Raw genomic sequence first — 23,753 nt, 5'->3', positions numbered from 1 at the left:
TCCCGAGGACTCACCAACGCAGACTTCGCGATCCTCAACGAATGGCTACGTTCGACCTGAGCCACCCATGATCCACAGGATTTGACAATTGCTCGCATGGGCTTGTGGCCGTTTCTGATCGACGAGTTGCCGTCGATGTTGATGACTGCCGTAGGGGTTTTCGCTGGTCTTGCGGCATGGACCTTGTGGAGGACGCGTCGGAGGCGGCGATGAGGCCGGGCGCGAGAGGAGGGGAAGGGAGATGGTCATGCGTCGGCGTTGCCTGGGCTTGCGGCTGCTTACCGGCACCCGTCCCGACCCTCACCCTCGCCGGACCCGTCACTGTCGCCGCTGGCGAGCGCGTCCGCCTGTTCCACCGGGGCTGGAGAAAGCCACGGGCGGCCAAGGTGGCATGCCGCCAGAGGCGCCCTGAGGGCGACTCGGGCGTGTGGCGGTCTGTCGTTTCCGTTTCCCGCGTACTGGAGGGCGTCCTCCCCGGCTCTTGGTCCACTCCTGCTCCTCCGTACGCCGGGTCGGCCCCCATGGCGCCCGCCATGGGTGGGCGCCAGGCGGGCAACTGGGTGATCGGGTAACGGGTGGGCGGTGTGGGCGCTAGCGTCGGGCGTCAGCCCGACCTAGAAAAGGACGTCCGAGCGGAGCGAGGGCCTTTGGCGCGCGGGACGCGCGCCCCTGGGTGGGCCGGCGTCAGCGGAGGGTGCTGACCAGGGTTTCTATGTGGTTGCGCCAGGTGGGCAGGGGGGTGGGGAGGGAGGCCGGGACGGTTTGGGTGAGCACTATGCGGGCGCCGCCGGGGCCGTTGCTCAGTTCCCAGCGGACCGTGCCCGCCGGTTCGCCGTCGTGCAGCCACTCGTACGCCAGCAGCTCCGGTGCCCGTTCTTCCGTCACCTTGCCTGGTGGTACGGCCTCGGGGAGGTACGAGGCGCCGCCCTCCGTGAGCGCGGTCCACACGGCGTCCACGGGGCGCATCATGATCTGGCGTTCGTAGCGGATCGTCCGGGTCTCCCCTGAGACGGAGATCGTGCCTTCGTCCAGGGCGAACTTCTTGATGTAGGACTCGTGCAGGTCGAAGGTCTCCTGCGGGCCGGGCAGTTCGGCCTCGCGGCCGTCGAGTGCCGCCTCCAGTACGGCCAGGCAGGTGTGCCAGCCGCTGCCGTAGCTCGCCGCGCCGTACCGGTCGTCGAAGACGTGGGTGAAGATGAGCAGGCAGCCGGCCGGGTCGGGGCGGAGCTCGAAGTGGACCAGGTCCTCGCTCTCGCGCTGCATCGACTCCGGCGCGCGCTCGCTGAAGGCGAAGACGTGCGGCGGGTCGAGTTCGGTGATGACGGCGTCCACCATGGTGCCCTGGCCGTCGTCGAAGCGGATCGTGCCGCCGACGTGCAGGTCCATCGCGGCGACCTGGAGCGGGTACCACCTGCTCAGCTCGGCGGGCTCGGTGATGGCCCGCCAGACCTTCTCGGGCGGGTGCTTGAGCGTGCGCTCCATCCGGAGCGCCGGGCGGCCGTCTACAATGCCGAGGCTTTCCTTCATACCGGGTAATATAACCATTCCCGTATATGCGTGCAACGGTATGTAGACTCTGGACGCTTGTGATTGACGCGCAACAGTCGGATGCCTAGCGTGAGTGCCGGATCAGGCGAGAGGAGCGCGTGCGTGTCGATGGGGCCCAGCAAGGAACGGGGGGCGGGCCCGCAGGGCGCCGACCTCGACGCGATCGTCGCGATCGACTTTCACACCCACGTCCACCGTTCGGTCTCCGGCGCCGGCAGCGGCGCGGAGGACCTGGCCGCGATGGCCTCCTACTTCAAGGCCGACGCCCGCGCGTACGACGTCGAGCAGCTCGCCGCCTACTACCGCGAGCGCTCGATGATGGCCGTGGTCTTCACCGTGGACACCTACGCCGCCACCGGGCATGACCCGGTGCCCAGCGGCGAGGAGATCGCGGAGGTGGCGGCGCGCAACGCCGACGTGGTGATCCCCTTCGCCAGCGTCGATCCCGCGCGCGGCCGGGCCGGCGTGCACCTGGCCCGGCGCCTGATCGAGGAGCACGGGATCGCCGGGTTCAAGTTCCACCCCAGTCTCCAGGGCTTCTACCCCAACGACCGGGCGGCGTACCCGCTGTACGAGGTGCTGGCCGAGCACGGTGTGCCCGCGCTGTTCCACACCGGTCAGACCGGCGTCGGCTCCGGGCTGCGGGGCGGCGGCGGAGTCAGGCTGAAGTACTCCAACCCGATGTACCTCGACGACGTGGCCGTGGACTTCCCCGACATGCCGATCGTGCTGGCCCACCCCTCCTTCCCCTGGCAGGAGGAGGCGCTGGCCGTGGCCCTGCACAAGCCGCAGGTCTACATCGACCTGTCCGGCTGGTCGCCGAAGTACTTCCCGCCGCTGCTCGTCCAGTACGCCAACACGCTGCTGAAGGACAAGATGCTCTTCGGGACCGACTTCCCGATGCTCACCCCGGAGCGCTGGATGGCCGACCTGGAGAAGACCGAGATCAGGGACGAGGTCAAGCCGGGGATCTTCAAGCACAACGCGGCCCGCCTGCTGCAGCTCGGCTGATCGCGCCCCGCGTACCGGGAAGGGTGGCCGCGGGCTCGGGAAGCGGGCATGCTGGCCATCGGAGACAGCCCGCGACGAGGGGGAGGGTGATCCGCGATGCCGGAGACGCCAGAGCAGTTCGACGTGATCGTGCTCGGGGCCGGTCCCGTAGGGGAGAACGTGGTCGATCGCGCCCAGCGCGGCGGCCTGAGCGTGGCCGTGGTCGAGCGCGAGCTGGCGGGGGGCGAGTGCTCCTACTGGGCGTGCGTCCCGAGCAAGGCCCTGCTGCGCTCGGTGGACCTCGCGGGCGAGGTGAGCCGGGTGCCCGGCCTGACCGCCGGGCCCATCGACGCCGATGCCGTGCTGGGCTGGCGCGACTACATGGTCTCCGGCTACGACGACTCCGGCCAGGTCGGCTGGATCGACTCGACCGGGGCCACCTTCGTGCGCGGCACCGGCCGCCTGGCCGGGCCGCGGACGGTCGAGGTGAGCACCCCCGGGGGCGGCACGCGTACGCTGCGGGCCGAGCACGCGGTCGTGGTCGCCACCGGCAGCGTCCCGGTGATCCCACCGGTCCCCGGCCTGGCCGAGGCCGAGCCATGGACCAACCGCGAGGTCACCGGGATGAAGCGGGTGCCCGACCGGCTCGTGGTCATCGGCGGCGGCGTGGTGGCCTGCGAGATGGCGCAGGCCGTACGCGGCCTCGGCGCGAGCGAGGTGACCATGCTGGTGCGCGGCGGCGGCCTGCTCGGCCGGGTCGAGCCGTTCGCGGGCGAGATGGTCGCCGAGTCGCTGCGCGAGCGCGGCGTGACGATCCTGATGGGCCGCAACGCCGAGCGCGTCGAGCGCCCGGAGCCGGGCGGCGAGGTCACCGTGCACCTCGACGACGGCACCACCCTGGTCGCCGACGAGATCCTGGTCGCGGCCGGACGCCGCGCCACGACCGCCGATATCGGGCTGGAGACGATCGGCCTGGACGGCTCGGGCCCGATCCGGGTGGACGACAGCATGCGCGCCACCGCCGTCCCCGAGGGCTGGCTGTACGCCGTGGGCGACGCCAACGGCCGCGCGCTGCTCACCCACATGGGCAAGTACCAGGCCCGGCTGTGCGGCGACGTGATCGCGGCCCGCGCCCGCGGCAAGCAGGACGACCTGCCCTCCATGCGCGACCGGGCCGACGCCCTCGGCGCGCCCCAGGTGATCTTCACCGACCCGCAGGTGTGCGCCGTGGGCCGCACCGAGGCGCAGGCCCGCGCGGACGGGATCAACGTCCGCGCGGTGGAGTACGAGATCGGCAACGTCTCGGGCGCCTACCTGCTCGGCGACGGCTACAAGGGCCGCGCCAAGGCGGTGGTGGACCAGGACCGGCGGGTGCTGGTCGGGGTGACCTTCGTCGGTCCCGGCACCGCCGAGCTGCTGCACGCGGCCACCATCGCCGTCACCGCCGGGGTCACCCTGGACGACCTGTGGCACGCCGTCCCGTCGTTCCCGACGGTCAGCGAGGTCTGGCTGCGCCTGCTGGAGGCGTACGGGCTGTGATCAGGCGGCCTCGCGCTTGGCGACGAGGGTGAGGACGTCGTACTTGGCCACCGACGAGCCGTCCTGCTTGGTCACGTCGGCGTCCCACCTGACCTCGCCGTACGCGGCGGCGTCGCGCGGGTCGATGTGCTTGGCCGTGAGCGTGACGGTCAGCTCGTCGCCCGGGTAGACCGGCGTGAGGAAGCGCAGGTTCTCCAGGCCGTAGTTGGCCAGCACCGGGCCCGGGTCGGGCTGCACGAACAGGCCCGCCGCCAGCGAGACCACCAGGTAGCCGTGGGCCACCCGGCCGTCGAAGAACGGGTTGGCCTTGGCCGCCTCCTCGTCCATGTGGGCGTAGAAGGTGTCGCCGGTGAACTCGGCGAAGTGCTCGATGTCCTCCAGCGTGACCGTGCGCGGCCCGGCCACCACGGTGTCGCCCGGCCGCAGGTCCTCCAGGTGCTTGCGGAACGGGTGCACGTCGCCGGTGTCGCGCGCGGCGCCGGGCGTCCACTGGCCGGTGATCGCGGTGAGCATGTCGGGGCTCCCCTGTACGGCCGTCCGCTGCATGTAGTGGGTCACGCTGCGGATGCCGCCCAGCTCCTCGCCGCCCCCGGCGCGCCCGGGACCGCCGTGCACCAGCATCGGCAGCGGCGAGCCGTGCCCGGTGGACTCCTTGGCCGCCTCGGCGTCCAGCACCAGCAGCCGCCCGTGCCAGGGCGCGACCCCGAGCACGACCTCGCGGGCGAAGGCCGGGTCGCCGGTCACCACGGAGCCGACCAGGCTGCCCTGCCCGCGGGCGGCCAGCTCGATCACCTGCTCCGCCGACGAGTACGGCATCAGCGTGCTGACCGGCCCGAACGCCTCGACCTCGTGCGGCTCGGCCCGCTCGGGGTCGTCCACCCGGATCAGGATCGGCGACATGAACGCCCCGCGCTCGGCGTCGGCGCCGACCACCTCGACCCGGTCGGGGTCGCCGAAGACCGGCGTGCCCGCCGCCAGCAGGGCCTTCAGCGAGCGCCTGACCTCCTCGCGCTGCGCGAGCCCGGCCAGCGCGCCCATCCGCACCGACGGGTCGGCCGGGTTGCCCACGGTGACCTTGGCCAGCCGCTCGGCCGCGGCCTCCGCGACCGCGCCGAGCAGCCCCTCCGGTACGAACGCGCGCCGGATCGCGGTGCACTTCTGCCCGGCCTTGACCGTCATCTCGGTGACGAGCTGCTTGACGAACAGGTCGAACTCGGCGCTGCCGGGCTGCGCGTCGGGGCCGAGGATCGAGCAGTTCAGCGAGTCGGCCTCGGCGTTGAACCGCACCGAGCGCCCGGCGACGACCGGGTGGGTGCGCAGCCGCTGCGCGGTGGAGGCGGAGCCGGTGAAGGCCACCAGGTCCTGCTCGGTCAGGTGCTCGAACAGGTCGCCCACGCCGCCGCAGACGAACTGCAGCGAGCCCTCGGGCAGGATGCCCGACTCGATGATCAGCTCCACCAGCTTCGCGGTCAGGTACGCGGTCTGGCTGGCCGGCTTGATCAGCGAGGGCACCCCGGCCAGGAACGCGGGCGCGAACTTCTCCAGCGGGCCCCACACCGGGAAGTTGAAGGCGTTGATCTGCACGGCGACGCCGCGCAGCGGGGCGTACAGGTGGCGGCCGGCGAACGAGCCGCCCTTGCCCAGCGGCTCGGCCGGGCCGTCGAGGAGGACCGCGCCGGCGCCGCCGGGCAGCTCGCGGCGGCCCTTGCTGCCGTAGGAGAACAGCACGCCGATGCCGCCGTCCACGTCGAACTTGGAGTCGCCGAGCGTGGCGCCGGTGCGCAGCGACAGGGCGTACAGCTCCTCGCGGTGCTCGCGCAGGTGGGAGGCGAGCGCCTTCAGCAGCGCGGCCCGCTGGTGGAAGGAGAGCGCGCGCAGCGCGGGGGAGCCGGTGCTGCGGCCGTAGGCGAGGGCCGCGGCGAAGTCGATCCCGGTGCTGGAGATCCGCGCGACCTCCTCACCCGTCACCGCGTCGTGCAGCGGCGCGCCCTCGTCTTGCGGGGTGTGCCAGGAACCGCCGACGTAGCTGCTGAGCGGGGTCATGAGGCGACCTCCTCGATGGGAATTACTTACCAACCATTCGTTCAGTTATGTTATATTCCCATCCGGCGGACGCGTCCAGAGGCAGGAGGACGAAGTGACGGAGGCGGCGACCGCGGCCCACGCGATGTTCGACGCCGACGTGGCGTCCCGATCGCTCGGCATCGAGCTGCTGCACGCCGGAGACGGCCGCGCCGCCGCGCGCATGGTGGTCACCGCGGCGATGCTCAACGGCCACGCGATCGGCCACGGCGGTTACGTGTTCCTGCTGGCCGACACCACGTTCGCGTGCGCGTGCAACAGCCGCGGGCCGGTGACCGTGGCGGCCGGGGCCGAGATCACCTTCGTCCGGCCGGTGCGTGAGGGGGACGTGCTGGTGGCCGAGGCGGCCGAGCGTACGACGTACGGGCGCAGCGGTGTCTACGACGTGACCGTACGCCGCGGCGACGAGGTCGTCGCGGAGTTCCGCGGCCACAGCCGGACGATCGGCTCGTGACCGCTCGGCGGCACCGGGACGCTACGCCCCGGCCCCGCTCGCGAGCCGTTCGAACAGCTCCATCGCCTTCTGGCGCACGTCGTCCGGGGTGATGCCGGCCAGCGCCGAACGGGCGTCGCCGATGTCGCGGGTCGTGGCGCAGGTGATCGCGACCGAGGCGGCGGCGGCCTGGTCGAGCGACCCCGCGGGCGCGTCGTCGGCCATCTGCTGCGCGGTGGCGGCGAGGTCGAGATTGTCGATGTCGTGCGCGTCGCTCACCGGGATCTCCTCATGCGTGTCGGCGGCCAAGGGTGTCATTCTCGTGTACCCAGGCCACGACGGTCCGCATCTTCGCCCGATGTCGCGGTTTGCTCCTGCCGCAGCCGCCGCTCGCGCCTGCCCCGCGCGATCTCGGTGCCGAGCGCGTCGAGCCGCTGCGTCCAGAAGTGCCGGTAGCGCTCCAGCCAGGCGTCCACCTCGCGCAGCGGCGCGGGATCGACGGCGTACAGCCGCCGCGTGCCGACCGCGCGCACCGTGGCGAAGCCGTTGTCGCGCAGCACCCGCAGATGCTGCGACACCCCCGGCTGCGAGATCCCGAACTCCTCCTGCACGATCGCGCTGATCTCCCCGGCGGCCCGTTCGCCGTCGGCCAGCAACTCCAGAATCCGGCGCCGCACCGGATCACCGAGGACATCGAAGGCGTGCACGTGACCATGATACAGTTATATAAGCAGGATCTAAAATAGCGTCACCGGCGCCCGGAGAGCGCGAGGTGGTCCTGAAGCTCGGCGTGGCGGAACTGGTAGACCGGGCCGACGGCACGCAGCAGACCGAGACGGTGGGCGTCCTCCAGGAAGGGCATCAGCCGCCGCGGCAGCCGCCGGGTTCCGGGCGGCAGGTTGACCGCGATCGCCAGGGTCAGCCAGGCGTGATGCCTGCCGGTGACGAGGCCGCCGATGAGCCCCACGACGAAACCCTGCGCCGCCCCGAGGATGGCGAGCCGGCCGAGGTAGGGGGTCCCCAGCCCCATGAGCCCGATCATGACGGCGAACACCAGCGCCGCCGTGAGTCCGCAGACGCCCGCCTTGACGACGGTGAGTCTCTCGTCGGCGCGGTAGGTGGAGATCGCACTGCTGGCCCTTCTCGTCGGCGCCGGGCGTTCCGTCCACGCGATCAGCCCCAAGGCGAACCCGCCGGAGATCGCGAAGACGAAGCCGTTCAAGGCGAGGGTCCAGATCCAGCGGCCGGGGGTGGAATCCGCCAGGAGTTCCTGCAACAGGATGTCCATGACCCCGAAGCCCAGTCCCGTCAGCAAGCCGAACAGCAGACCCTGCCTGATCTGGCGTCGCACGCGCTGAGTGCCGGCGGGAGTTCGCCGGCGAAGGCGGAACTCGGCCCGGCCGGGCGGTTCCTTCAGCCAGTCTCTGGCGAGGACGGCGGACATGATCCCTATCGTCAGCCCGACGGGCAGCGTGGCCGCGGTGCCCGCTTCGATGGGAGGCAGCTTCTGCGATAGCAGGTTGCCCCTCAGCCCCCAGACCACCGCGAGGAACAGCAACCAGCCCAGCGAGCCCGCGACCGCCCCGACCACGAGCTGCACCCGCCACGGGCGGATGGAGGCGCCGGCGATCCGCCACCAGGCGAGGTCGCGGGACCGGCGGGCGAGAAGGGCCAGATGGGAGAGCCAGCGCCGTACGTCGTCCGGATTCCATGCCCGGTGTGGCCGGAAGGGGCCGGCCGGGGTGTCCGCGGGCGGGCGTGTCTCGATGACGGCCGGGATGAGTCGTTCGTACAGGTGCGCCCGCAGCGCGTCCATCTGCCGGAGCCGAGGGTCGCGCACCAGCGGGGCCGGATCGCGCTTGCCGGCGATGTAGACGGCGCGCAGCAGCCAGAGCCCCAGTGGTGTGGACACGAGTTCGGTCAGGCAGGGGACGGTGTTCTTGGACAGGGCGAGCCAGACCTCCGTCCAGTCGTGCCGCGGTCTCGGGGGCAGGCAGGTGCGCAGATACTGGACCGCCGTCTCGGGCGTGATCGGCTGGGGTTCGATGACCGTCGCCGCACTGAGCACGTCTTCGGCGGCGTGGACGGCTTGCTCGAACTCGGCGGTGCGGCAGGTGAGGATCAGCCTGTCGTGCTCGCCCAACGACCGGTTCAGCGCCGCCAGGGTCTGGCCGCGGGCGTCCTCGGGAAGCTCGTCCAGCCCGTCGAGCACGAGGAACACCTCGCCTCCGGCCGCCAGCGCGTCGGGCATGTCCGGGCCGAACTCGTCCTCGCGCAGTCCTGGGTAGTCCGTGGCGAGAAACTCCGGCAGCCAGTCCCGCACCCGGGGGTGAGCCCAAACGTCCCAGCGGCTCGCCGGCGCCAGCACCGGGACGGGGTCGTCCTCCCGGCGCGTCCGCAGGAGTTCCAGGACCATCTGTATGGCGAGGGTGGACTTCCCCGTCCCCGGTGCGCCCAGGATCACCAACCGGCAGCGGCGCAGCCCGCGGAAACTCTCGATGAAGTCCGCCATCTGATCGCTCCCGCCGGAGAGCTCCCCGCCGTCCCCGATCAGGCAGGGATGGTCCATCAGTTCTCCGCGCCCGGTCGTTCGCCAGAGAATCGGAACCGGTTCGGGATCGTTCAGGCCGCGTATGGCCGCCTCGTTCTGCCACTGATCGGCGACCGATCTGGCCAGGGCGTCCTTGGCATGCCGGACCTTGTCGGGTGACGGAGCGACGGTGGGCCCCAACGACCGCCACAGTTTGCGCAACTGCCAGCTCAGCCACTGACCGCTGACACTGGCGACGATGGTCATCTTCTGGAGCGAATCCTGGACCCAGGCGAGCTCCTTGATGAAGAAACTCGCCAGAAGCACCAGGTTCACGGCGGTCCACAGCAGCCATCCCGCCGCCATGAGCCGCTTTCGCCACCTGGTCTTCCGCGGACCTGCCATAACACCATCGTGCGGCTGTGTCGCTCCGCCCGTTACCGGGTCGCCCCAAAACGAGCTTGATCAACAGGAAAGATGCAGGCGGGGATCAAGTCGAGGGTCAAGCGGCGCCATGCCCCACAATGGCCCGCCATGCCCCGTCATGCCCCGTCATCCCCCGTCATGCCTCGCCATGGCCCTGTCGCCGGCTGGAAGGGCGCAGCGAGAGGGCCGGGGTGGGCCCGGCCCTCTCGGCGTACTCGTGGCGGCCGTCAGGCGAAGGTGGTGGCCAGCCAGGACTGCCAGGCCTGCTCGGCCTCCTTCTCCTCCGGCTGGGCGGAGAAGTTGTGCTGCTGCACGATCACGGTGTCCTGGAAGCCGAGGAAGCACACGAGCAGCGCGTCGGCCGTGCGTACGCCGAGGAACTTGTCGTTGAGCGCGAACTCCACCACGCCCTCGGTCTCGGGCAGGCCGGGGATCGACAGGCGGGCCCTGTCGCCCTCGCTGACCGGGCCGGTCAGGCCGAACGCCGCGCCGAACGCGCCCCACGCCCGCGGCTGGTCGTGCACCTGCGGGCCGACCAGGAAGATGTTGTACTGCGAGCTGCGGCCGGAGAAGTGCGTGACGTACGCCGCCAGCTTGCGCAGGTACATCGCGTCGCCCTCGCGCAGCGCGTGGTACTCCGCCTCCCAGTCGTCGCCGAGGGCGCCGCTGTGCACCAGCCGGATCACGGTGCTGCCGCCGCCGCGCCCCTCGATGAGGTACTCGAAGGCCATGAACGTGCCGTCGGGGTTCTTCTCGCTCTGGTACGCCAGCCGCCTGCCCGGCTCCCACGCGGTGATCGTGGCCTCGCTGGTCTCGCCCATGAACTCCTGCCGGGTCACGCCGCCCTCCCGAGGCTCGAACTGAGAGCGGCCCATGAACCAGGAGTCCACGCCCGGCCCGGTGGCGATGGCGTCCCACACCTGCTCGGGGGTGGCGGTGACGGTGGTCTCGAAGCTGAGGTCGAACTCGTGCGCCATTTCACTGCTCCTTGGAGTCGTTGTCGTTGTCTTCAGTGCTGTCTTTGCCGGTGACGCCCGGGTGCATCGCGACGAGGACGCGGTGCGGGCGCCCGCCGGGGGCGTTCTCGTCGTGGTAGCGCGCCACGAGCCGGGTGACCGTGGCCGCCAGTTCCCGGGCGAAGTCCGCCCGGTCGGCGGCCGACGCGAACCGTACGTCCACGTCGATCGCGAACGTCGCCACCCGCTTGCGCTCGTGCGCCGCGCCGGCCACGAGCTGCCCCACCTCGCGGACCAGCCGCGCGGCCAGGGCGAGCAGCCAGTGCGCCGAGAGCTGGTCGGGCGCGCGCCCCGGGTCGGGCTGCACGGCCGCCAGCGCGACGGGGGAGATGACGTAGGAGGCGGCGCGTGCCCGCATCACCCGCTCGGTGACGTTGCCCTTCCTGCGCTCCTCGACCAGCCCCACCAGGCCGTGCCGCTCCAGCGTCTTGAGGTGATGGTTCACCTTCTGCCGCGGAAGGCCGAGCTTGGCGGCCAGCGTGGTCGCCGAAGCCGGGTCGGCGAGCTCGGCCAGCAGCCGGGCCCGTACCGGATCCAGCGAGACACCGGCCGCGGCCGGGTCTTCGATCACCGCCACTTCGAACATGGCTCAACCATGCCAGGAGGCTGTCAAGACAAAAAGAATTGTCGGTTCGGCGGATGTCGAGAACCCGCGATCCGCTTCGACCTTCCGGTGACCGAGGGACCGAGCCGGAAAGGATGACGACATGGCAGTCAAGCAACCGGAGACCACGCTCAACCCGGCGTACAGCGACACACACGCCACCGCCACCGACTGGGCCGAGGCGCGCGAGGCGCTGCGGCGTGCGGAGGTGTTCTGGCTCACGACCGTACGCCCCGACGGCCGCCCGCACGTGACCCCGCTGCTGGCCGTGTGGCACGGCGAGGCGCTCTACTTCTGCACCGGCCGGGGCGAGCGCAAGGAGCTCAACCTGCGCGACAACTCCAACGTCGCCCTCACCACCGGCGTCAACGCGCTGCACCGCGGCCTGGACATCGTCGTGGAGGGCCGCGCCACCCGCGTCACCGACACCGGCCTGCTCCAGGCCCTAGCCCAGGAGTGGGAGGCCAAGTACGGCCCCGAATGGCACTTCACCGTCACCGTCACCGTCACCGTCACCGGCACCGGCACCGGCACCGGCACCTTCACCGGCCCGGACGACACCGAGGCCCTGGTGTTCGAGGTCACCCCCACCACCGCCTTCGGCTTCGCCAAGGGCGGCCCGGAGGGCGGCGCATACGGCCAAACCCGCTGGCGCTTCTGACCCGTCCGCCGGCGACGAGGAAGGCCAGGTGGTCGCCCGCGACCGGACCTCGGCGGCCCAGCGGGGGCGGCGTCCCACCGGTCGGCGGTGGTGGCGGCCTGGACGAGGTGAGCGGCGGACTCGCGATCGCGGCCGAGGAGGACGGCCGGCTCGCCGAGCGGGGCTGGGTTCCCTGGGCTGCCGGGCCGCAGCGGTACGCGCGCGGCGCGCTGCTTGCCCGGCGCGCGTACCGGGGGTCGGTGGTCGGATCCGCTGGGGTGTGGATTTGTCGGGGGCGCCCGGTACCGTCGTAGGCGCGATGCTTGCGAGCGGGAACGGCACCGGGCTGATCGGCAGGGAGCACCCTGCCGCGATGCTGCGTGCCGAGATCGAGCGTGCCGTCACCAGCCACGGTGGCCTGGTACTGGTCACCGGCGAGGCAGGCATCGGCAAGACCACGCTGGTCGGCAGCGCCGTGGCCGAGGCCCGGCGGCTGGGGGCGCTGGTGCTCAGCGGCACCTGCTGGGATTCCGGCAGCGCGCCCGGCTACTGGCCCTGGGTGCAGGTCGTGCGGGCCCTGCGCCGCGCGCTGCCGGCCGAGGAGTGGGCCGAGATCGAGACCGCCGCCGGCTCCAGCCTGCGCGCCCTTCTCGGCGAGGCCGCCTCCTTCGGCCCCGCCCCCGCCCCCCTTCCCGGCTCCGCCGCGCTCCCCGGCTCCGCCCCCCTTCCTGGCTCCGCCCCCCTTCCTGGCTCCGCCCCCCTTCCTGGCTCCGCCCCCCTTCCTGGCTCCGCCCCCCTTCCTGGCTCCGCCACGCTCCCCGGCTCCGCCACGCTCCCCGGCACGGCCACGTCCTCCGGGCTGGCCGGGCTCCCCGAAAACGCTGCGTTCTCTGGAAACGCCGAGCTCCCCGGCTCCGCCACGCTCCCCGGCACGGCCACGTCCTCCGGACTGGCCTGGCTCCCCGAAAACGCCGTATTTTCCGGAAACGCCGAGCTCCCCGGCTCCGCCGCACTCCCCGGGGCGGCTACGTCCTCCGGGCAGGCCGCGCTCCCCGGGAACGCCGCGCTCCCCGGGAACGCCGCGCTTCCCGGTAACCCCGCCGTCCCCGGAAACCCCGGCCTCTCTGCAAACCCCGCCCTCTCCGGGAGCGCCGCCTTCCCCGCGAATCCCGCGCTCCCTGAGAGTGCGCCCGCCGAGTCGGCCGGGTCCGCTGATGGGGCCGCTTCCTCAGCAACAGCACCTCTATCCGCGCCATCTGCGCAGGCCGCGCCATCTGCGCAGGCCGCGCCATCTGCGCAGGCCGCGCCATCTGCGCAGGCCGTGCCGTCCGCGCAGGCCGTGCCGTCCGCGCAGGCCGTGCCGTCCGCGCAGGTCGGGACTGCCGGATATGTCGGGTCGTCTGCGCCTGTGCCTTCCGGGTCGGGTGGGCCTTCCGTGCCCAGCACGTCCTCTGCGCCCTCCCTGTCCTCTGTGCCCACCGTGTCCTCGGCTGGAGCGCTGGCCGAGGAGGCGGCGGGGGCGGCGGCGTTTCGGCTCTATGACGCCGTGACCGGGGCGTTGGTGGCGGCGGCGCAGGTGCGGCCGGTGGTGGTCGTGCTGGATGATCTGCACTGGGCCGATCCGGCCTCGTTGCGGTTGCTGGAGTTCGCCGCGCAGCACACCTGGTTCGAGCGGCTGCTGCTGGTGGGCACCTATCGGGACGCGGAGGTCGAGCCGGCCGGTCATCCGCTCCGGCCGTTGCTGCTGCCGCTGGTGGCGCGGGCGACCACGATCACGCTCACCGGGCTGGGCCGTGACGAGGTCGGGGCGCTCATGGCGCGTACGGCGGGGCAGGAGCCGCCGGGGGAGCTGGTGGCGGAGGTGCACCGGCGTACCGGTGGCAATCCGTTCTTCGTGGAAGAGATGGTGCGGCTGTGGCGTAGCGGCGGGCCGGTGACCGCCATCGCGCCGGGGGTGCGCGACACGCTGGCCCGGCGGCTGTCGTTGCTGCCCCGGCCGGTGGCCGAGCTGCTCACCACGGCCGCCGTGCTCGGTCGCGAGTTCCATCGGCAGGTGCTCGGGGCGGTGGCCGCCGAGCCCGTCGCGCACGTCGATCGGCTGCTGGAGCAGGCGGTCGCGGCCCGGCTGGTCACGGCCGGGGGCGGGGGCGTGTTCGCGTTCGCCCACGATCTGGTCCGCGAGACCCTGTACTCCGCGCTGGCCGCCGACGCCGCCGAGCTGTGCGCCCGGCACGCGGCGGTCGTGCACGCGATGGACGCCGCCCCCGATCTGGCCGAGCGGCACATGCGCCCGGCGGATATCGCCGGGCACGCCCACCTCGCCGGCGATCGGGTCGAGCCGGCCCGCGCCGTCGAGCTGCTGCTGGCCGCCGCTCGCGACGCCACCGGGAGGCTGGCCATGGACGAGGCCGCCGAGCACCGGCGCCGGGCGCTCGCGCTCGTCTCCGGCGACCCGCGCAAGCGCGTGGTGATCGCCCTGGATCTGGGCACGTCCCTGTATCACATGGGGCAGCACGCCGAGGGGCGGCGGTACCTTCGCGAGGCGATGACGGTGGCGCGCGAGCGCGACGACCCCGAGCTGCTGGCCCGGGTCGCCCTGGCGCTGCACGGCGGCTACGCCTTCGGCGCCGAGGGCGAGGCGCTGCTGCGCGAGGCGCACGCCCGGCTGATCGGGGCCGGCGAACCCGGGGAGGCGAGCATCGAGACCCTGGTCCGCGACCTCGCCCTGCACGCCGTCAAGCTGGCCCGGCGCTCGGGCGACGACGAGGCGCTGATGTTCGGGCTGTGGGCCTACCACGACAGCATCTACGGCCCCGGCACCGCCGCCGAGCGGACCGAGCTGACCAGCGAGCTGATGGAGGTCGCGCGGCGCGGCTCGGACGCCGAGCTGGAGTACTTCGCCGCCGCGCTGCGCTGGGTGGCGCTGCTGGAGCAGGGCGACCCGCACTACCTGGACCAGTACCGCGACTACCTCGTGCTGGGCGAGCGCAGCGACCTGCTGCGGATCGGCATGTCCTCGGCCATCGACGGGAGCATCATCTGCGGTGTCGAGGGCGACTTCGCCCGCGCCGAGGAGCTGCTCACCGAGGTCGTCGCGATGAGCGACGAGCACGCGCCGGAGCACGAGCACTTCGGCCACATGCTCGACCACCACCGCTGGTCGCTGCTGATGCTCCAGGGCCGCCACGACGAGACGGGCGACCTGCTCGACAGGCTGTCGCGCAGCAAGCACCCGTGCCCGGCGGTGCTGGCCGCGCTGACGGCGCTGCGCCGCGGCGACTCCGATCCCGCGTTGAGTCAGCTCGACGAGGCGGCCGTTCGGGGCGTGCCCGGCGACCCCTCGCTGCGCCCGCTGTGGCTGCGCTTCCAGGCCGAGGTCGCCGCGGCCACCGCCGATCCCGGGCTGTGCGAGCGGGCCCGCGCGGACCTGGCGCCGTTCGCGGAGAACGGTCACTGGCTGGTGTCCATGTACGGCTGGGACGTCAGCGGGCCGGCGGCGTACTGGATGGGGGTCGTCGAGGCGGCCCAGGAGCGCTGGGATTCCGCGATCGAGCACGCCACCGCCGCCCGGCGCTCCGCCGACCGGCTCCGTTCGCGCCCCTGGTCGGTCGAGGCCCGGGTCCTGCTCGCCCAGGCCCGGATCGCCCGCGCCGCGCCGGGCGACGCCGAGGCCGCCGCCGCGCTCCTCGACGGCGCCGTGAGCGAGGCGGCCGAGCTGGGCATGCGGCACATCCCCGAGGCCGCCGCCCGCGCCCGCGACCGCGTACGCCCGCCGGCCCCGCACGAGCCCGCCGCCCCGCACGAGCCCGCCCCGCACGAGCCCGCCGCGCCGAGCACCCCGGAGTTCCGCCGTGAGGGCCCGGTGTGGCGGCTGACCTACGCCGGCCGCACCGCCCACCTGCCCGACGCCAAGGGCCTGCGCGACCTGCACACCCTGCTGGGCAGCCCGGCGACCGAGCTGCCCGCCGTGCGCCTGCTCGACCCCGAGGGCGGCGAGGTGGTCGTCGCCGCCCGGCGCATGGGGGGCGACGACGTGCTCGACGAGGAGGCCAAGGCCCGCTACCGCGCCCATCTGGCCCGCCTGGACGAGGAGATCGACCGCGCCGCCGCACTGGGCGACGACGCGCGCGCGGCGGCGTACGACCGCGAGCGGGAAGCGCTGCTGGCCGAGCTGCGCGCCGCGGCGGGCCTGGGCGGCCGGGCCCGCCGGCTGGGCGACGAGGCCGAACGGGCCCGCAAGACCGTCACCGCCCGCATCCGCGACACGCTGCGCAAGCTCGACAAGGTCCACCCCGCCCTGGCCGCCCACCTGCGCGCCACGGTCTCCACCGGCTCCACCTGCGCCTACCACCCCGACCGGACGATCCCCTGGCGGCTGTGACCGCGGGCGCCTGTTCGCGCGGCCCCGGGCTGTGAACGCGCGAGGGGGCCGCGCCACCGCCGCGGCCCTGCGGGAACGCGCGAAGAGGCCGCGCCACCGCTGCGGCCCCGCGGGAACGCGCGAAGGGGCCGCGCCACCGCCGCGGCCCCGCGGGAACGCGCGAGTGGCCCGCGCCCGGCGAGGCGGGCGCGGGCCACTGCCGCGTACTACTTGCGGTTGTACAGGCGCATGGTGAGGGTGCCGAAGACCACGATGAAGACCGCGCCGGAGGCGAGGACCCAGGCGATCTCGCCGGTGGCGGTGGTGCCGGCCATCAGGGCGCGCACCGCGTCGACGAGCTGGGTGATCGGGTTGACGTTGACGAACGCCTCCAGCCAGCCCGGCATCGTCCTCGGATCGACGAACACGCTGCTGAGGAAGGTGAGCGGGAACAGCACCAGCATGCTGATCCCCATCACCGACTTCTCCGAGCGCAGCAGCAGGCCGAACATGGTCCAGACCCACGACAGCGCGAACGAGAAGCCCACCAGCAGCGCCATCCCGGCCAGCACGCCCACCGGGCCGCCGCCGGGGCGGAAGCCGAGCACCAGGCCGACGATCAGGATGACCACCGAGGCCATCGCGTAGCGGAACAGGTCGCCCAGCAGGTAGCCGACCATGGGCGCGGGGCGCCAGATGGGCAGGGTGCGGAACCGGTCGAAGACCCCCTTCTCGATGTCGGTCTTCACCGCCACGCCGGTGTACATGGTGATCTGCACGACGCTCATCACCATGATGCCGGGCAGCAGGAACTGCAGGTACTCCGTCGTGGAGCCCGCCAGTGCGCCGCCGAACAGGTAGGTGAACATCAGCGTCATCATGATCGGAAACGCGGTGACGTCGAAGAGCTGATCGGGCACGTGCTTGATCTTCAACATCGCCCGCCAGCCGAACGTCACCGACGCGGACCACGCGCTCGGCCGGGGCGGGCGGGCGCCGGGCATGAGCACGGCGCCCAGCGTGTCGGCGGCGGGGGCGAAGGTGGTGCCGGTCTCGGTCGCGGTGCTGCTCATGCCGCTGCCTCCTCGGTGGTCGCGGGACGGTCGGTGAGGGCGAGGAAGACCTCGTCCAGGCTGGGCTGGCCGAGGGAGAAGTCGTCCACGACGATGCCGGAGGCGGCCAGCTCGGACAGGGCGCGCGCCGCCTGCTCGGCCGCCGCCCGGTCGCTCTCCTCGCCGTTGACGCGGACGGTCAGCGCGACCGGGTCGGCCTCCAGGTAGACCTGCGCGCGAAGTTCCCTGGCCAGGACGCGCTCGGCCTCGGGGCGCTGCGCCGGGTCGCGCAGCCGTACGTGCACCGAGCCCGCGCCGACCGAGGACTTCAGCTCGCCGGGGGTGCCCTCGGCGATGAGCCGCCCGTGGTCGATGACCGCGATCCGCCCGGCGAGCCGGTCGGCCTCGTCGAGGTACTGCGTGGTGAGCAGCACCGTGGTGCCGTGGGCCACCACGATCCGGACGATGTCCCACACCTGGCTGCGGCTGCGCGGATCGAGGCCGGTGGTGGGCTCGTCCAGGAACAGCAGCTCGGGGGTGTTCAGGATGCTGGCGGCGATGTCGATGCGCCGCCGCATGCCGCCGGAGTAGTTCTTCACCTGCCGGTCGGCGGCCTCGGTGAGCCCGAACGCCTCCAGCAACTGGGCGGCCCGGTCGCGCGCGGCCGGTTTGGCGTGCCCGAGCAGCCGGCCGAGCAGGATCAGGTTCTCCATGCCGGTCATGTCCTCGTCCACCGAGGCGTACTGCCCGGTCAGGCTGACCAGCCCGCGTACGGTGTCGGCCTCGCGCACCACGTCGTGCCCGAACACCCGGGCCTCGCCGCCGTCGGGGCGCAGCAGTGTGGCCAGCATCCGCACGGCCGTCGTCTTGCCCGCGCCGTTCGGGCCCAGCACGCCGTACACGGTGCCGGCCGGGACCGACAGGTCCAGCCCGTCCACGGCGCGGTTGTCGCCGAAGGTCTTGACCAGGCCCGATGTCTCTATCGCCAGGTCGGTTGATCGCTTGCGCATGTGTGCTCCTTGAACTGGGTCACGAGGCGTACGGCCGGGCGGAGCGGGCCGCGCGCAGGGCCAGCCCCCACCAGGTGAGCTGGTCGAGCATGGCGGCGGCGGCGCGCATCTGGTCGTCGGTGCCGCACGGCCGGCAGGCGTCGTCGGTCTCGCCGTTGAACAGGTCGAGGCCGACGAAGTCGCGTACGGTCATCGCGTGCAGCTCGGTGAAGACGCTTCTGAGCTGCTCGACCGCGTAGACGCCCCGCGACCGGCCGCCGTAGGCCACGAACCCGACCGGCTTGGCCTGCCACTCGTCGTAGCCGTAGTCGATCGCCTGCTTGAGCGGGGCGGGGAAGCTGCGGTTGTACTCGGGACAGACGATCACGAACGCCTCCGCCCGCCCGATCTGGGCGGTGAAGGCGCACATGGCGTCGGTGACCCGCCGCGGATACCTGGCCGGGAAGTCGTATCCGGCGAGGTCGAGCACGCTGACGTCCAGCTCGCGCCGGCGCCGCGCGACCTCGGCGAACCACCCGGTGACGGCGTCGCAGACGCGCCCTTCGCGGGTGCTGCCCATGATCACTGCCACACGCAGCGGAGGCGTGCCGTTCAGGTCGTCCACGTCGCCCTCCTCCCGTCTCGCTCACCCGACAGGCGCGAGATCGGCGCGGGCGCCCGCTAGATCGGATCTAGCGGGCATGAAAAAGCGTGCCCCGCGCCGGGGAACATCCGGCACGGGGCACGCGGGGACGGGGATCAGTCCTGGTAGGTGCGGACGTAGTCGAACTTCGCCACGGCGCCGGCCCGGTTCATCGAGATGAGGCCGATCCTGAGCGGGCCCTTGGCGGGGAGGGTCCACACGCCGTTGTGCACCCAGTGCTCGCCGTCGCGGCTGGTGGCGGCGCGGACCTCGTTCTCGTTGTTCGCGGCGTCCTTGTGGTACGACAGGCGCAGCCACATCGTGTCGGCGGTCGGGCCGCCGAACATGGGGGCGTTGGCGACCGCGGTCGGCGGGGTGGTGGTGGGCCGCTCGCCCTCCTTGCCGAACTCGCTCATCTGGAGCACCGCGCCGTTGCCGCGCGAGAGCGGCAGCACCGAGTGCGCCATCTTGAAGTAGCGGTCGTCGTTCTCGTACAGCAGGATTCCGGCCTGCTGGTTGCCCTGCGTCGGCGCGAAGTGGATCTTCGTCTCGACGGTGAAGTCGCCTGGCGGCGCGTCGCGCAGCAGCACCGACGCCGTGTTGTTGCCGAGGTGGAGCTCGGCGTTCTGGGTGGGCCAGGTCAGCGCGCCGTCCGCCAGCGTGGCGCCGGCGGCCGGGCCGCGTACCCACGTCCAGGGCGCGCCCGGCTGCCCGGTGCCGTCGAACTCGTCGCTGTACGCCGGCAGCAGCGGGCCGACCGTCGGCTCGGGCACCCGCTCGGTCACCGGCGTGTACAGGGCGGCGGCCCCTACGTTGTCGGCGGCCACCGCGCCGCCGCGGGCGGCCACACCGACCGCGCCGCGCCGGGCCGCGGCCCGAGGCACCTCGCGCTCCTGCATCGCCACCGCGTCACGCATCCGGTCCGTGCTGACCTGCACCGACAGGCGCGTGCCGCGCAGTTCGGCGGTCACGTTGTGCCAGGTGTCGTACCGGAACCCGGCGGGCAGCGGGGTGGCCTGCTCGCCGCGGCTCCTCCCGCCGATCACCACGTCGGTCACCAGCGCGCCGCGCGCCCGGTCCAGCCAGGCCACGATGTGGTTGTTCGCGTTGACGTGGGCGAAGGTGAGCCCGGCCGCGCCGGCGGTCACCTTCAGGTCGGCCTCGGCCCGCACGCCGGCCGGCGCCCTGCCCTCCGACACCAGGTACGCCGTGCCGCCGCCGCCCGGGTGGGTCACGTGGCCGCGGGTGGTCTGGTCCTCGGCGAGCCTCCAGCCGCCGCGCGCGGAGCCCTCGGCGTGCCAGCGCCCGAGGGTTCCGTCGTTGAAGGCGCCGCCCGCCGCCAGGGTGGTGACCGGCGCGGGCTGCTCGCCCTCGGACGGCCCGGCTCCGGCGCGCAGCACCGGCCAGCCGTCGATCCAGTCGAGCCGGTCGATCAGCATGGGCCGCTTGGTCAGCCTGAGGGTGCCGTTCGAGGCCGGCTTGAGGTCCGGGTCGTCGGAGGCGATGCCGTGGTAGACCAGCCAGTCCTGGCCGGACAGGTCGGTGACGAACCCGTTGTGGCCAGGGCCGATCCAGCGGTTGCCGGTGGCCCCGGCGACGATGGCGCCCTTGCTGGTCAGCGCCATCAGGTCCACGCCCTCGTCGTCGGTGAACGGGCCGAGCGGGCTGGTGGACCGGCCCACCTTGACCTGGTAGCCGCTGTACGCGCCGTCGCAGCAGCCGGCGTCGGAGTAGAACAGGTAGTAGTAGCCGTCGCGCTTGACGACGAAGCCGCCCTCCATCCGGCGCCCGCGGGCGACCTCGGTGACGGGGCCCTGGATGCGGGTCAGGTCGGCGTTCATCTTGGCGACGCAGATCACGTCGTAGCTGCCCCAGTACATGTAGGGCGTGCCGTCGGTGTCGGTGAACTGGGCCTGGTCGATGTTGCCGCTGTTGCAGCCGCTCGGCCGGGGCAGCACCTCGCCCTCGTCGGTCCACGGCCCGGTCGGGGTGGGCGCGGTGGCCAGGCCGACGGTGTCACGGCCCGGAACCGAGTAGTAGACGTAGTAGCGGTCGTTGAAGTAGCGCACGTCGGGGGCCCACAGCCGCGAGCCGTTGTGCCAGGCCGGCTTGTTGGCCGGGGTGAACACCTCGCCCGCGTACTCCCAGGTCACCAGGTCGGCCGAGCGCAGGATCGGCAGCCAGCGCTCACCGTCCTCGCCCTTGGACTGGAACACCGGGTTCTGGGTGCCGTAGGAGTACCAGTAGCCGTCCTTGCCGCGGATGGTCACCGGGTCGGGGAAGGTGTCCACCACCCCGGCCGTGACGGGGTTGGCGTACGTGCCGCCGCCGTCCGCCACGGCGGGCGGGGCCGCCGCGAGCGCGCCGAGCAGCAGCGCGCCCGCGCCGAGCAGACGTAATGGTCGTGTCACTCCGGATGTTCGTGTCACTCGGGATGTTCGTGTCACTCCGCCTCCACGGTTTCGAAGGAGCTGAGGGTGGGGTCGTAGTCGGAGACGCCGATGTCGTACATGGGCGTCATCCAGTGGTAGAAGTTGTCGCCGCGCTCGCGCAGCAGGTCGTACAGGCGGCGCATGAGGCGCTGCCGCACCGGGCGCAGCTCGGGGTGCTGGTAGCGGTTGTGCAGCTCGTGCGGGTCGTCGAACAGGTCGTACAGCTCGTTGACCGACTCGGGGTTGACCACGAGCTTGTAGCGCTCGTCGCGGATCATCCGCTGCGGGTAGGGGAAGTGGTGGCCGTGGAACTCCGCCAGCAGCTCCGCGGGCCACTCGGGGTGCTCGCCGCGCACGAGCGGGACCAGGCTGCGGCTGTCCACGGCGGGGGCGGTGTCGCAGCCGGCCAGGTCCAGGATCGTGGCCGTGCAGTCGGTGAGGGTGACGAACTCGTGCCTGACCTGCGGGGACGCGCCTGGGATGCGGACGATGCCGGGGATGCGGTAGATGTCCTCGTACATGGCCGGGCCCTTGTCGTGCAGGCGGTGCGCCCCGGTGAACTCGCCGTGGTCGGCGGTGAAGAACACCGAGGTCTCGCCGGTGAGCCCCAGCTCGTCGAGCTTGGCCAGGATGCGGCCGATCTGCTCGTCGATCAGCGTCACGTAGCCCCAGTAGACCGCGATCAGCTTGCGGGTGACCTCGATGGGGATCGTGTCGAAGGTCCAGTGGGCGCTGTAGTTGCGCTGCACCGGCGGCTTGCCCTCGAAGGTCTCCGCGATCGAGGGCGGCAGCTCCACCAGGTCGGGGTCGTAGCGGTCGAAGTACTCATCGGGCAGCAGGTACGGCAGGTGCGGCCCGAAGAAGTGGGTGGCCAGGAAGAACGGGCGGCCGTCGGCGGCGTACCGCTCCAGGTGCTCGATGGCCCGGGTGGCGAGGTAGTGCTCGAAGGTCGCCTCCACCGGCTGGTGCAGCCGCGCGGCCAGCAGGTTGCCCGGGTTGCCGTTCGGTGTGGTGCCCCGGATCAGGTCGGAGATCCGGTACGGCGGCAGCCCGCGCTCCTTTAGGTAGGCCAGGTAGTCGGGGTGGTCCACCGGGTTGTGCCAGCCCGGCAGGTCGGGCCCGTCGAACCCGTAGGAGGCGGCGTTGCGGTGGGTGCCGCCGTGCCACTTGCCGATCAGCCCGAGCTGGTAGCCGCGCTCGCGCAGCGCCTGGGGGAAGGTGAACGCGTCCTCCCGCAGATCCTCCAGATAGCCGACGTTCCGCTCGTAGTTGGCCAGCAGCCGGTGCCGGAACGGGGCCATGCCGGTGAGCAGGCTGGCCCGCGCCGGGGTGCAGATGGCCGTCGGCGTGTAGAACCGGTCGAAGCGGGTGCCCGTGGCCGCCAGCCTGTCCAGGTTGGGCGTGGCCACGTGCGGGTTGCCGTAGCACCCGAGCGTGTCGACGCGGTGCTGGTCGGTCATCAGGAACAGCAGGTTCATCCAGCAAATGCCTTCGTGTAGAGGTCGCCGGTGTAGTACGTGGCGGGGTCGGGGCGCGACTTGAGCTGGCCGGTCCCGACGAAGAAGTCGCCGAGGCTGTTGAGCCACTTGGCGACGGTGCCGTCCTTGGTCTTGTCGACCAGGTCCTTGGTCGTCATGATCTGCACGTTCGCGGCGTCGGCGGCGACCTTGGCCTTGTCCAGCTTGAGCAGGGTCGCGGCCTCGGCGATGGCCTCGTCGGGGTGCGCGGCCCGCCAGTCGTTGGCCTCCTGCAGCACCTTGATCACCTTGTTGGTCAGCTCGGGGTCCACCTCGTTGCCGCCGACGAACGCGGTGGGGAAGGAGCTGTCGGGGAACTGCCTGGTGCTGGCGATCTCCACCAGGCCGGGCACCTTGGCCTTGATGTTGTCGATCAATGGGTACCAGATGCCGGCGCCGTCGATCTGCCCGGCCACGAACGCCGACACCACCGTGGCCGGGTCCATCGGCACCTTCTCGATGTCGTCGGCGGTCATCCCGGCCTGCTTGAGCGCCAGGTTGAGCACCATGTCGCCGGAGGTGCCCTCGGGCACGCCGACCTTCTTGCCCTTCAGGCCCTGGATCGAGGTGATGCCGGGCTGGGCGATGACGCGGTCGGCGTACGCGAGCGTGTTGATCGCGATGATCTTGGCCTTGCCGGAGGCGGGCAGCCAGAACGCGCCGGGGCCGATGTAGCCGAAGTCGAGGTCGCCCGCGCCGAGCGCCTGGATCTGCAGCGGGCCGTTGGTGAACACCTTCACCTCGGGGGTGAGCCCCTGCTTCTCCCACAGCCCCTGCTTGTCGGCGATGGCGAGCAGGCTCGCGCCGTTGTAGTCGCTGATGTAGCCGAAGCGGACGGTCGTGCTGTCGTCGCCGCTGCACGCGGTCACGGACAGTGTGAGCATGGTGACCGCGGAGGCGGCCATGAGGGCGCGACGAATCACACGCATGGCGGAGACGTCCTTTCGCGAAA

The 23,753-nt window shown here is 72.2% G+C and carries 18 protein-coding genes and 1 pseudogene; 6 read left to right on the top strand and 13 right to left on the bottom strand.

What is annotated here, in order from left to right; translation table 11 throughout:
* Nucleotides 1–684: 684 nt before the first annotated feature.
* Nucleotides 685–1,527, bottom strand: a complete 843-nt coding sequence (locus HNP84_RS49930; protein WP_185057201.1) for an SRPBCC family protein — start codon at nt 1,525–1,527, stop codon at nt 685–687.
* Nucleotides 1,528–1,656: 129 nt separating this feature from the next.
* On the opposite strand from HNP84_RS49930, the gene HNP84_RS49925 reads away from it, so the two are divergent.
* Nucleotides 1,657–2,559, top strand: a complete 903-nt coding sequence (locus HNP84_RS49925) for an amidohydrolase family protein (RefSeq protein WP_185057208.1) — start codon at nt 1,657–1,659, stop codon at nt 2,557–2,559.
* Between the two features lie 96 nt (nt 2,560–2,655).
* Nucleotides 2,656–4,077 carry a dihydrolipoyl dehydrogenase family protein gene (locus HNP84_RS49920; protein ID WP_185057200.1) on the top strand — a complete coding sequence of 474 codons (1,422 nt, stop codon included), beginning with the start codon at nt 2,656–2,658 and terminating at the stop codon, nt 4,075–4,077.
* On the opposite strand, the gene paaZ is transcribed toward HNP84_RS49920, so the two are convergent.
* Nucleotides 4,078–6,120, bottom strand: a complete 2,043-nt coding sequence (paaZ, locus tag HNP84_RS49915) for a phenylacetic acid degradation bifunctional protein PaaZ (protein ID WP_185057199.1) — start codon at nt 6,118–6,120, stop codon at nt 4,078–4,080.
* 124 nt (nt 6,121–6,244) lie between these two features.
* Here paaZ and paaI point away from each other — a divergent pair, with 124 nt between their 5' ends.
* Nucleotides 6,245–6,613 (top strand): hydroxyphenylacetyl-CoA thioesterase PaaI, encoded by a 369-nt coding sequence (gene paaI / locus HNP84_RS49910; RefSeq protein WP_221337750.1) that lies wholly within the window; start codon nt 6,245–6,247, stop codon nt 6,611–6,613.
* A gap of 21 nt (nt 6,614–6,634) precedes the next feature.
* On the opposite strand, the gene HNP84_RS49905 is transcribed toward paaI, so the two are convergent.
* The 5 genes from HNP84_RS49905 to HNP84_RS49885 all read right to left on the bottom strand — a co-directional run bounded on the left by HNP84_RS49905 (nt 6,635) and on the right by HNP84_RS49885 (nt 11,150).
* Complete coding sequence (locus HNP84_RS49905) at nt 6,635–6,901, bottom strand: hypothetical protein (protein ID WP_185057197.1); 267 nt, start codon at nt 6,899–6,901, stop codon at nt 6,635–6,637.
* Between the two features lie 5 nt (nt 6,902–6,906).
* A complete protein-coding gene (locus HNP84_RS49900; protein ID WP_185057196.1) occupies nt 6,907–7,299 on the bottom strand; it encodes an ArsR/SmtB family transcription factor in 393 nt (130 codons plus the stop codon).
* Nucleotides 7,300–7,340: 41 nt separating this feature from the next.
* Nucleotides 7,341–9,527 carry an NACHT domain-containing protein gene (locus HNP84_RS49895; protein ID WP_185057195.1) on the bottom strand — a complete coding sequence of 729 codons (2,187 nt, stop codon included), beginning with the start codon at nt 9,525–9,527 and terminating at the stop codon, nt 7,341–7,343.
* 248 nt (nt 9,528–9,775) lie between these two features.
* Nucleotides 9,776–10,525, bottom strand: coding sequence for an SRPBCC family protein (locus HNP84_RS49890; protein WP_185057194.1), 750 nt, complete (start codon nt 10,523–10,525; stop codon nt 9,776–9,778).
* Nucleotide 10,526: 1 nt separating this feature from the next.
* Complete coding sequence (locus HNP84_RS49885) at nt 10,527–11,150, bottom strand: ArsR/SmtB family transcription factor (protein ID WP_185057193.1); 624 nt, start codon at nt 11,148–11,150, stop codon at nt 10,527–10,529.
* A 121-nt stretch (nt 11,151–11,271) separates the two neighbouring features.
* On the opposite strand from HNP84_RS49885, the gene HNP84_RS55750 reads away from it, so the two are divergent.
* The 3 genes and pseudogenes from HNP84_RS55750 to HNP84_RS49870 all read left to right on the top strand — a co-directional run bounded on the left by HNP84_RS55750 (nt 11,272) and on the right by HNP84_RS49870 (nt 16,189).
* On the top strand, nt 11,272–11,829 hold the full coding sequence (locus HNP84_RS55750; RefSeq protein WP_185057192.1) for a pyridoxamine 5'-phosphate oxidase family protein: 558 nt from the start codon (nt 11,272–11,274) through the stop codon (nt 11,827–11,829).
* Between the two features lie 298 nt (nt 11,830–12,127).
* A pseudogene (locus HNP84_RS57015) lies at nt 12,128–12,475 on the top strand (AAA family ATPase); the annotation flags it as partial.
* 804 nt (nt 12,476–13,279) lie between these two features.
* On the top strand, nt 13,280–16,189 hold the full coding sequence (locus tag HNP84_RS49870; protein ID WP_345600098.1) for an ATP-binding protein: 2,910 nt from the start codon (nt 13,280–13,282) through the stop codon (nt 16,187–16,189).
* Between the two features lie 206 nt (nt 16,190–16,395).
* Here HNP84_RS49870 and HNP84_RS49865 read toward each other — a convergent pair whose 3' ends face one another.
* The 6 genes from HNP84_RS49865 to HNP84_RS49840 form a co-directional block, all read right to left on the bottom strand.
* Entirely contained in the window at nt 16,396–17,241 is an 846-nt protein-coding gene (locus HNP84_RS49865) for an ABC transporter permease (protein WP_185057191.1), read from the bottom strand.
* Nucleotides 17,238–18,230 (bottom strand): ATP-binding cassette domain-containing protein, encoded by a 993-nt coding sequence (locus tag HNP84_RS49860; RefSeq protein ID WP_185057190.1) that lies wholly within the window; start codon nt 18,228–18,230, stop codon nt 17,238–17,240. The genes HNP84_RS49865 and HNP84_RS49860 overlap by 4 nt, the downstream gene beginning before the upstream one ends.
* A gap of 19 nt (nt 18,231–18,249) precedes the next feature.
* Nucleotides 18,250–18,834: an NADPH-dependent FMN reductase gene (locus HNP84_RS49855; RefSeq protein WP_312927453.1), complete on the bottom strand. Its 585-nt coding sequence runs from the start codon at nt 18,832–18,834 to the stop codon at nt 18,250–18,252.
* Nucleotides 18,835–18,968: 134 nt separating this feature from the next.
* Nucleotides 18,969–21,263, bottom strand: coding sequence for a glycoside hydrolase family 43 protein (locus HNP84_RS49850; protein ID WP_221337745.1), 2,295 nt, complete (start codon nt 21,261–21,263; stop codon nt 18,969–18,971).
* A gap of 32 nt (nt 21,264–21,295) precedes the next feature.
* A complete protein-coding gene (locus HNP84_RS49845; RefSeq protein ID WP_185057188.1) occupies nt 21,296–22,762 on the bottom strand; it encodes a sulfatase family protein in 1,467 nt (488 codons plus the stop codon).
* Entirely contained in the window at nt 22,759–23,730 is a 972-nt protein-coding gene (locus tag HNP84_RS49840; RefSeq protein WP_185057187.1) for an aliphatic sulfonate ABC transporter substrate-binding protein, read from the bottom strand. The genes HNP84_RS49845 and HNP84_RS49840 overlap by 4 nt, the downstream gene beginning before the upstream one ends.
* Nucleotides 23,731–23,753 lie beyond the last annotated feature (23 nt).

This window comes from Thermocatellispora tengchongensis (assembly GCF_014202315.1).
In the GTDB taxonomy this organism is placed as follows: domain Bacteria; phylum Actinomycetota; class Actinomycetes; order Streptosporangiales; family Streptosporangiaceae; genus Thermocatellispora; species Thermocatellispora tengchongensis.
This window is presented reverse-complemented; position numbering and strand designations above follow the sequence as displayed.

Bases quoted from the DNA above. Each gene is read 5' to 3' on its own strand.
- HNP84_RS49865 (WP_185057191.1), bottom strand. From the start codon at position 17,241: ATGAGCAGCACCGCGACCGAGACCGGCACCACCTTCGCCCCCGCCGCC.
- HNP84_RS49885 (WP_185057193.1), bottom strand. From the start codon at position 11,150: ATGTTCGAAGTGGCGGTGATCGAAGACCCGGCCGCGGCCGGTGTCTCG.
- HNP84_RS49840 (WP_185057187.1), bottom strand. From the start codon at position 23,730: ATGCGTGTGATTCGTCGCGCCCTCATGGCCGCCTCCGCGGTCACCATG.
- HNP84_RS49895 (WP_185057195.1), bottom strand. From the start codon at position 9,527: ATGGCAGGTCCGCGGAAGACCAGGTGGCGAAAGCGGCTCATGGCGGCG.
- HNP84_RS49860 (WP_185057190.1), bottom strand. From the start codon at position 18,230: ATGCGCAAGCGATCAACCGACCTGGCGATAGAGACATCGGGCCTGGTC.
- HNP84_RS49920 (WP_185057200.1), top strand. From the start codon at position 2,656: ATGCCGGAGACGCCAGAGCAGTTCGACGTGATCGTGCTCGGGGCCGGT.
- HNP84_RS49890 (WP_185057194.1), bottom strand. From the start codon at position 10,525: ATGGCGCACGAGTTCGACCTCAGCTTCGAGACCACCGTCACCGCCACC.
- HNP84_RS49845 (WP_185057188.1), bottom strand. From the start codon at position 22,762: ATGAACCTGCTGTTCCTGATGACCGACCAGCACCGCGTCGACACGCTC.
- paaI (WP_221337750.1), top strand. From the start codon at position 6,245: ATGTTCGACGCCGACGTGGCGTCCCGATCGCTCGGCATCGAGCTGCTG.
- HNP84_RS55750 (WP_185057192.1), top strand. From the start codon at position 11,272: ATGGCAGTCAAGCAACCGGAGACCACGCTCAACCCGGCGTACAGCGAC.
- HNP84_RS49930 (WP_185057201.1), bottom strand. From the start codon at position 1,527: ATGAAGGAAAGCCTCGGCATTGTAGACGGCCGCCCGGCGCTCCGGATG.
- HNP84_RS49925 (WP_185057208.1), top strand. From the start codon at position 1,657: ATGGGGCCCAGCAAGGAACGGGGGGCGGGCCCGCAGGGCGCCGACCTC.
- paaZ (WP_185057199.1), bottom strand. From the start codon at position 6,120: ATGACCCCGCTCAGCAGCTACGTCGGCGGTTCCTGGCACACCCCGCAA.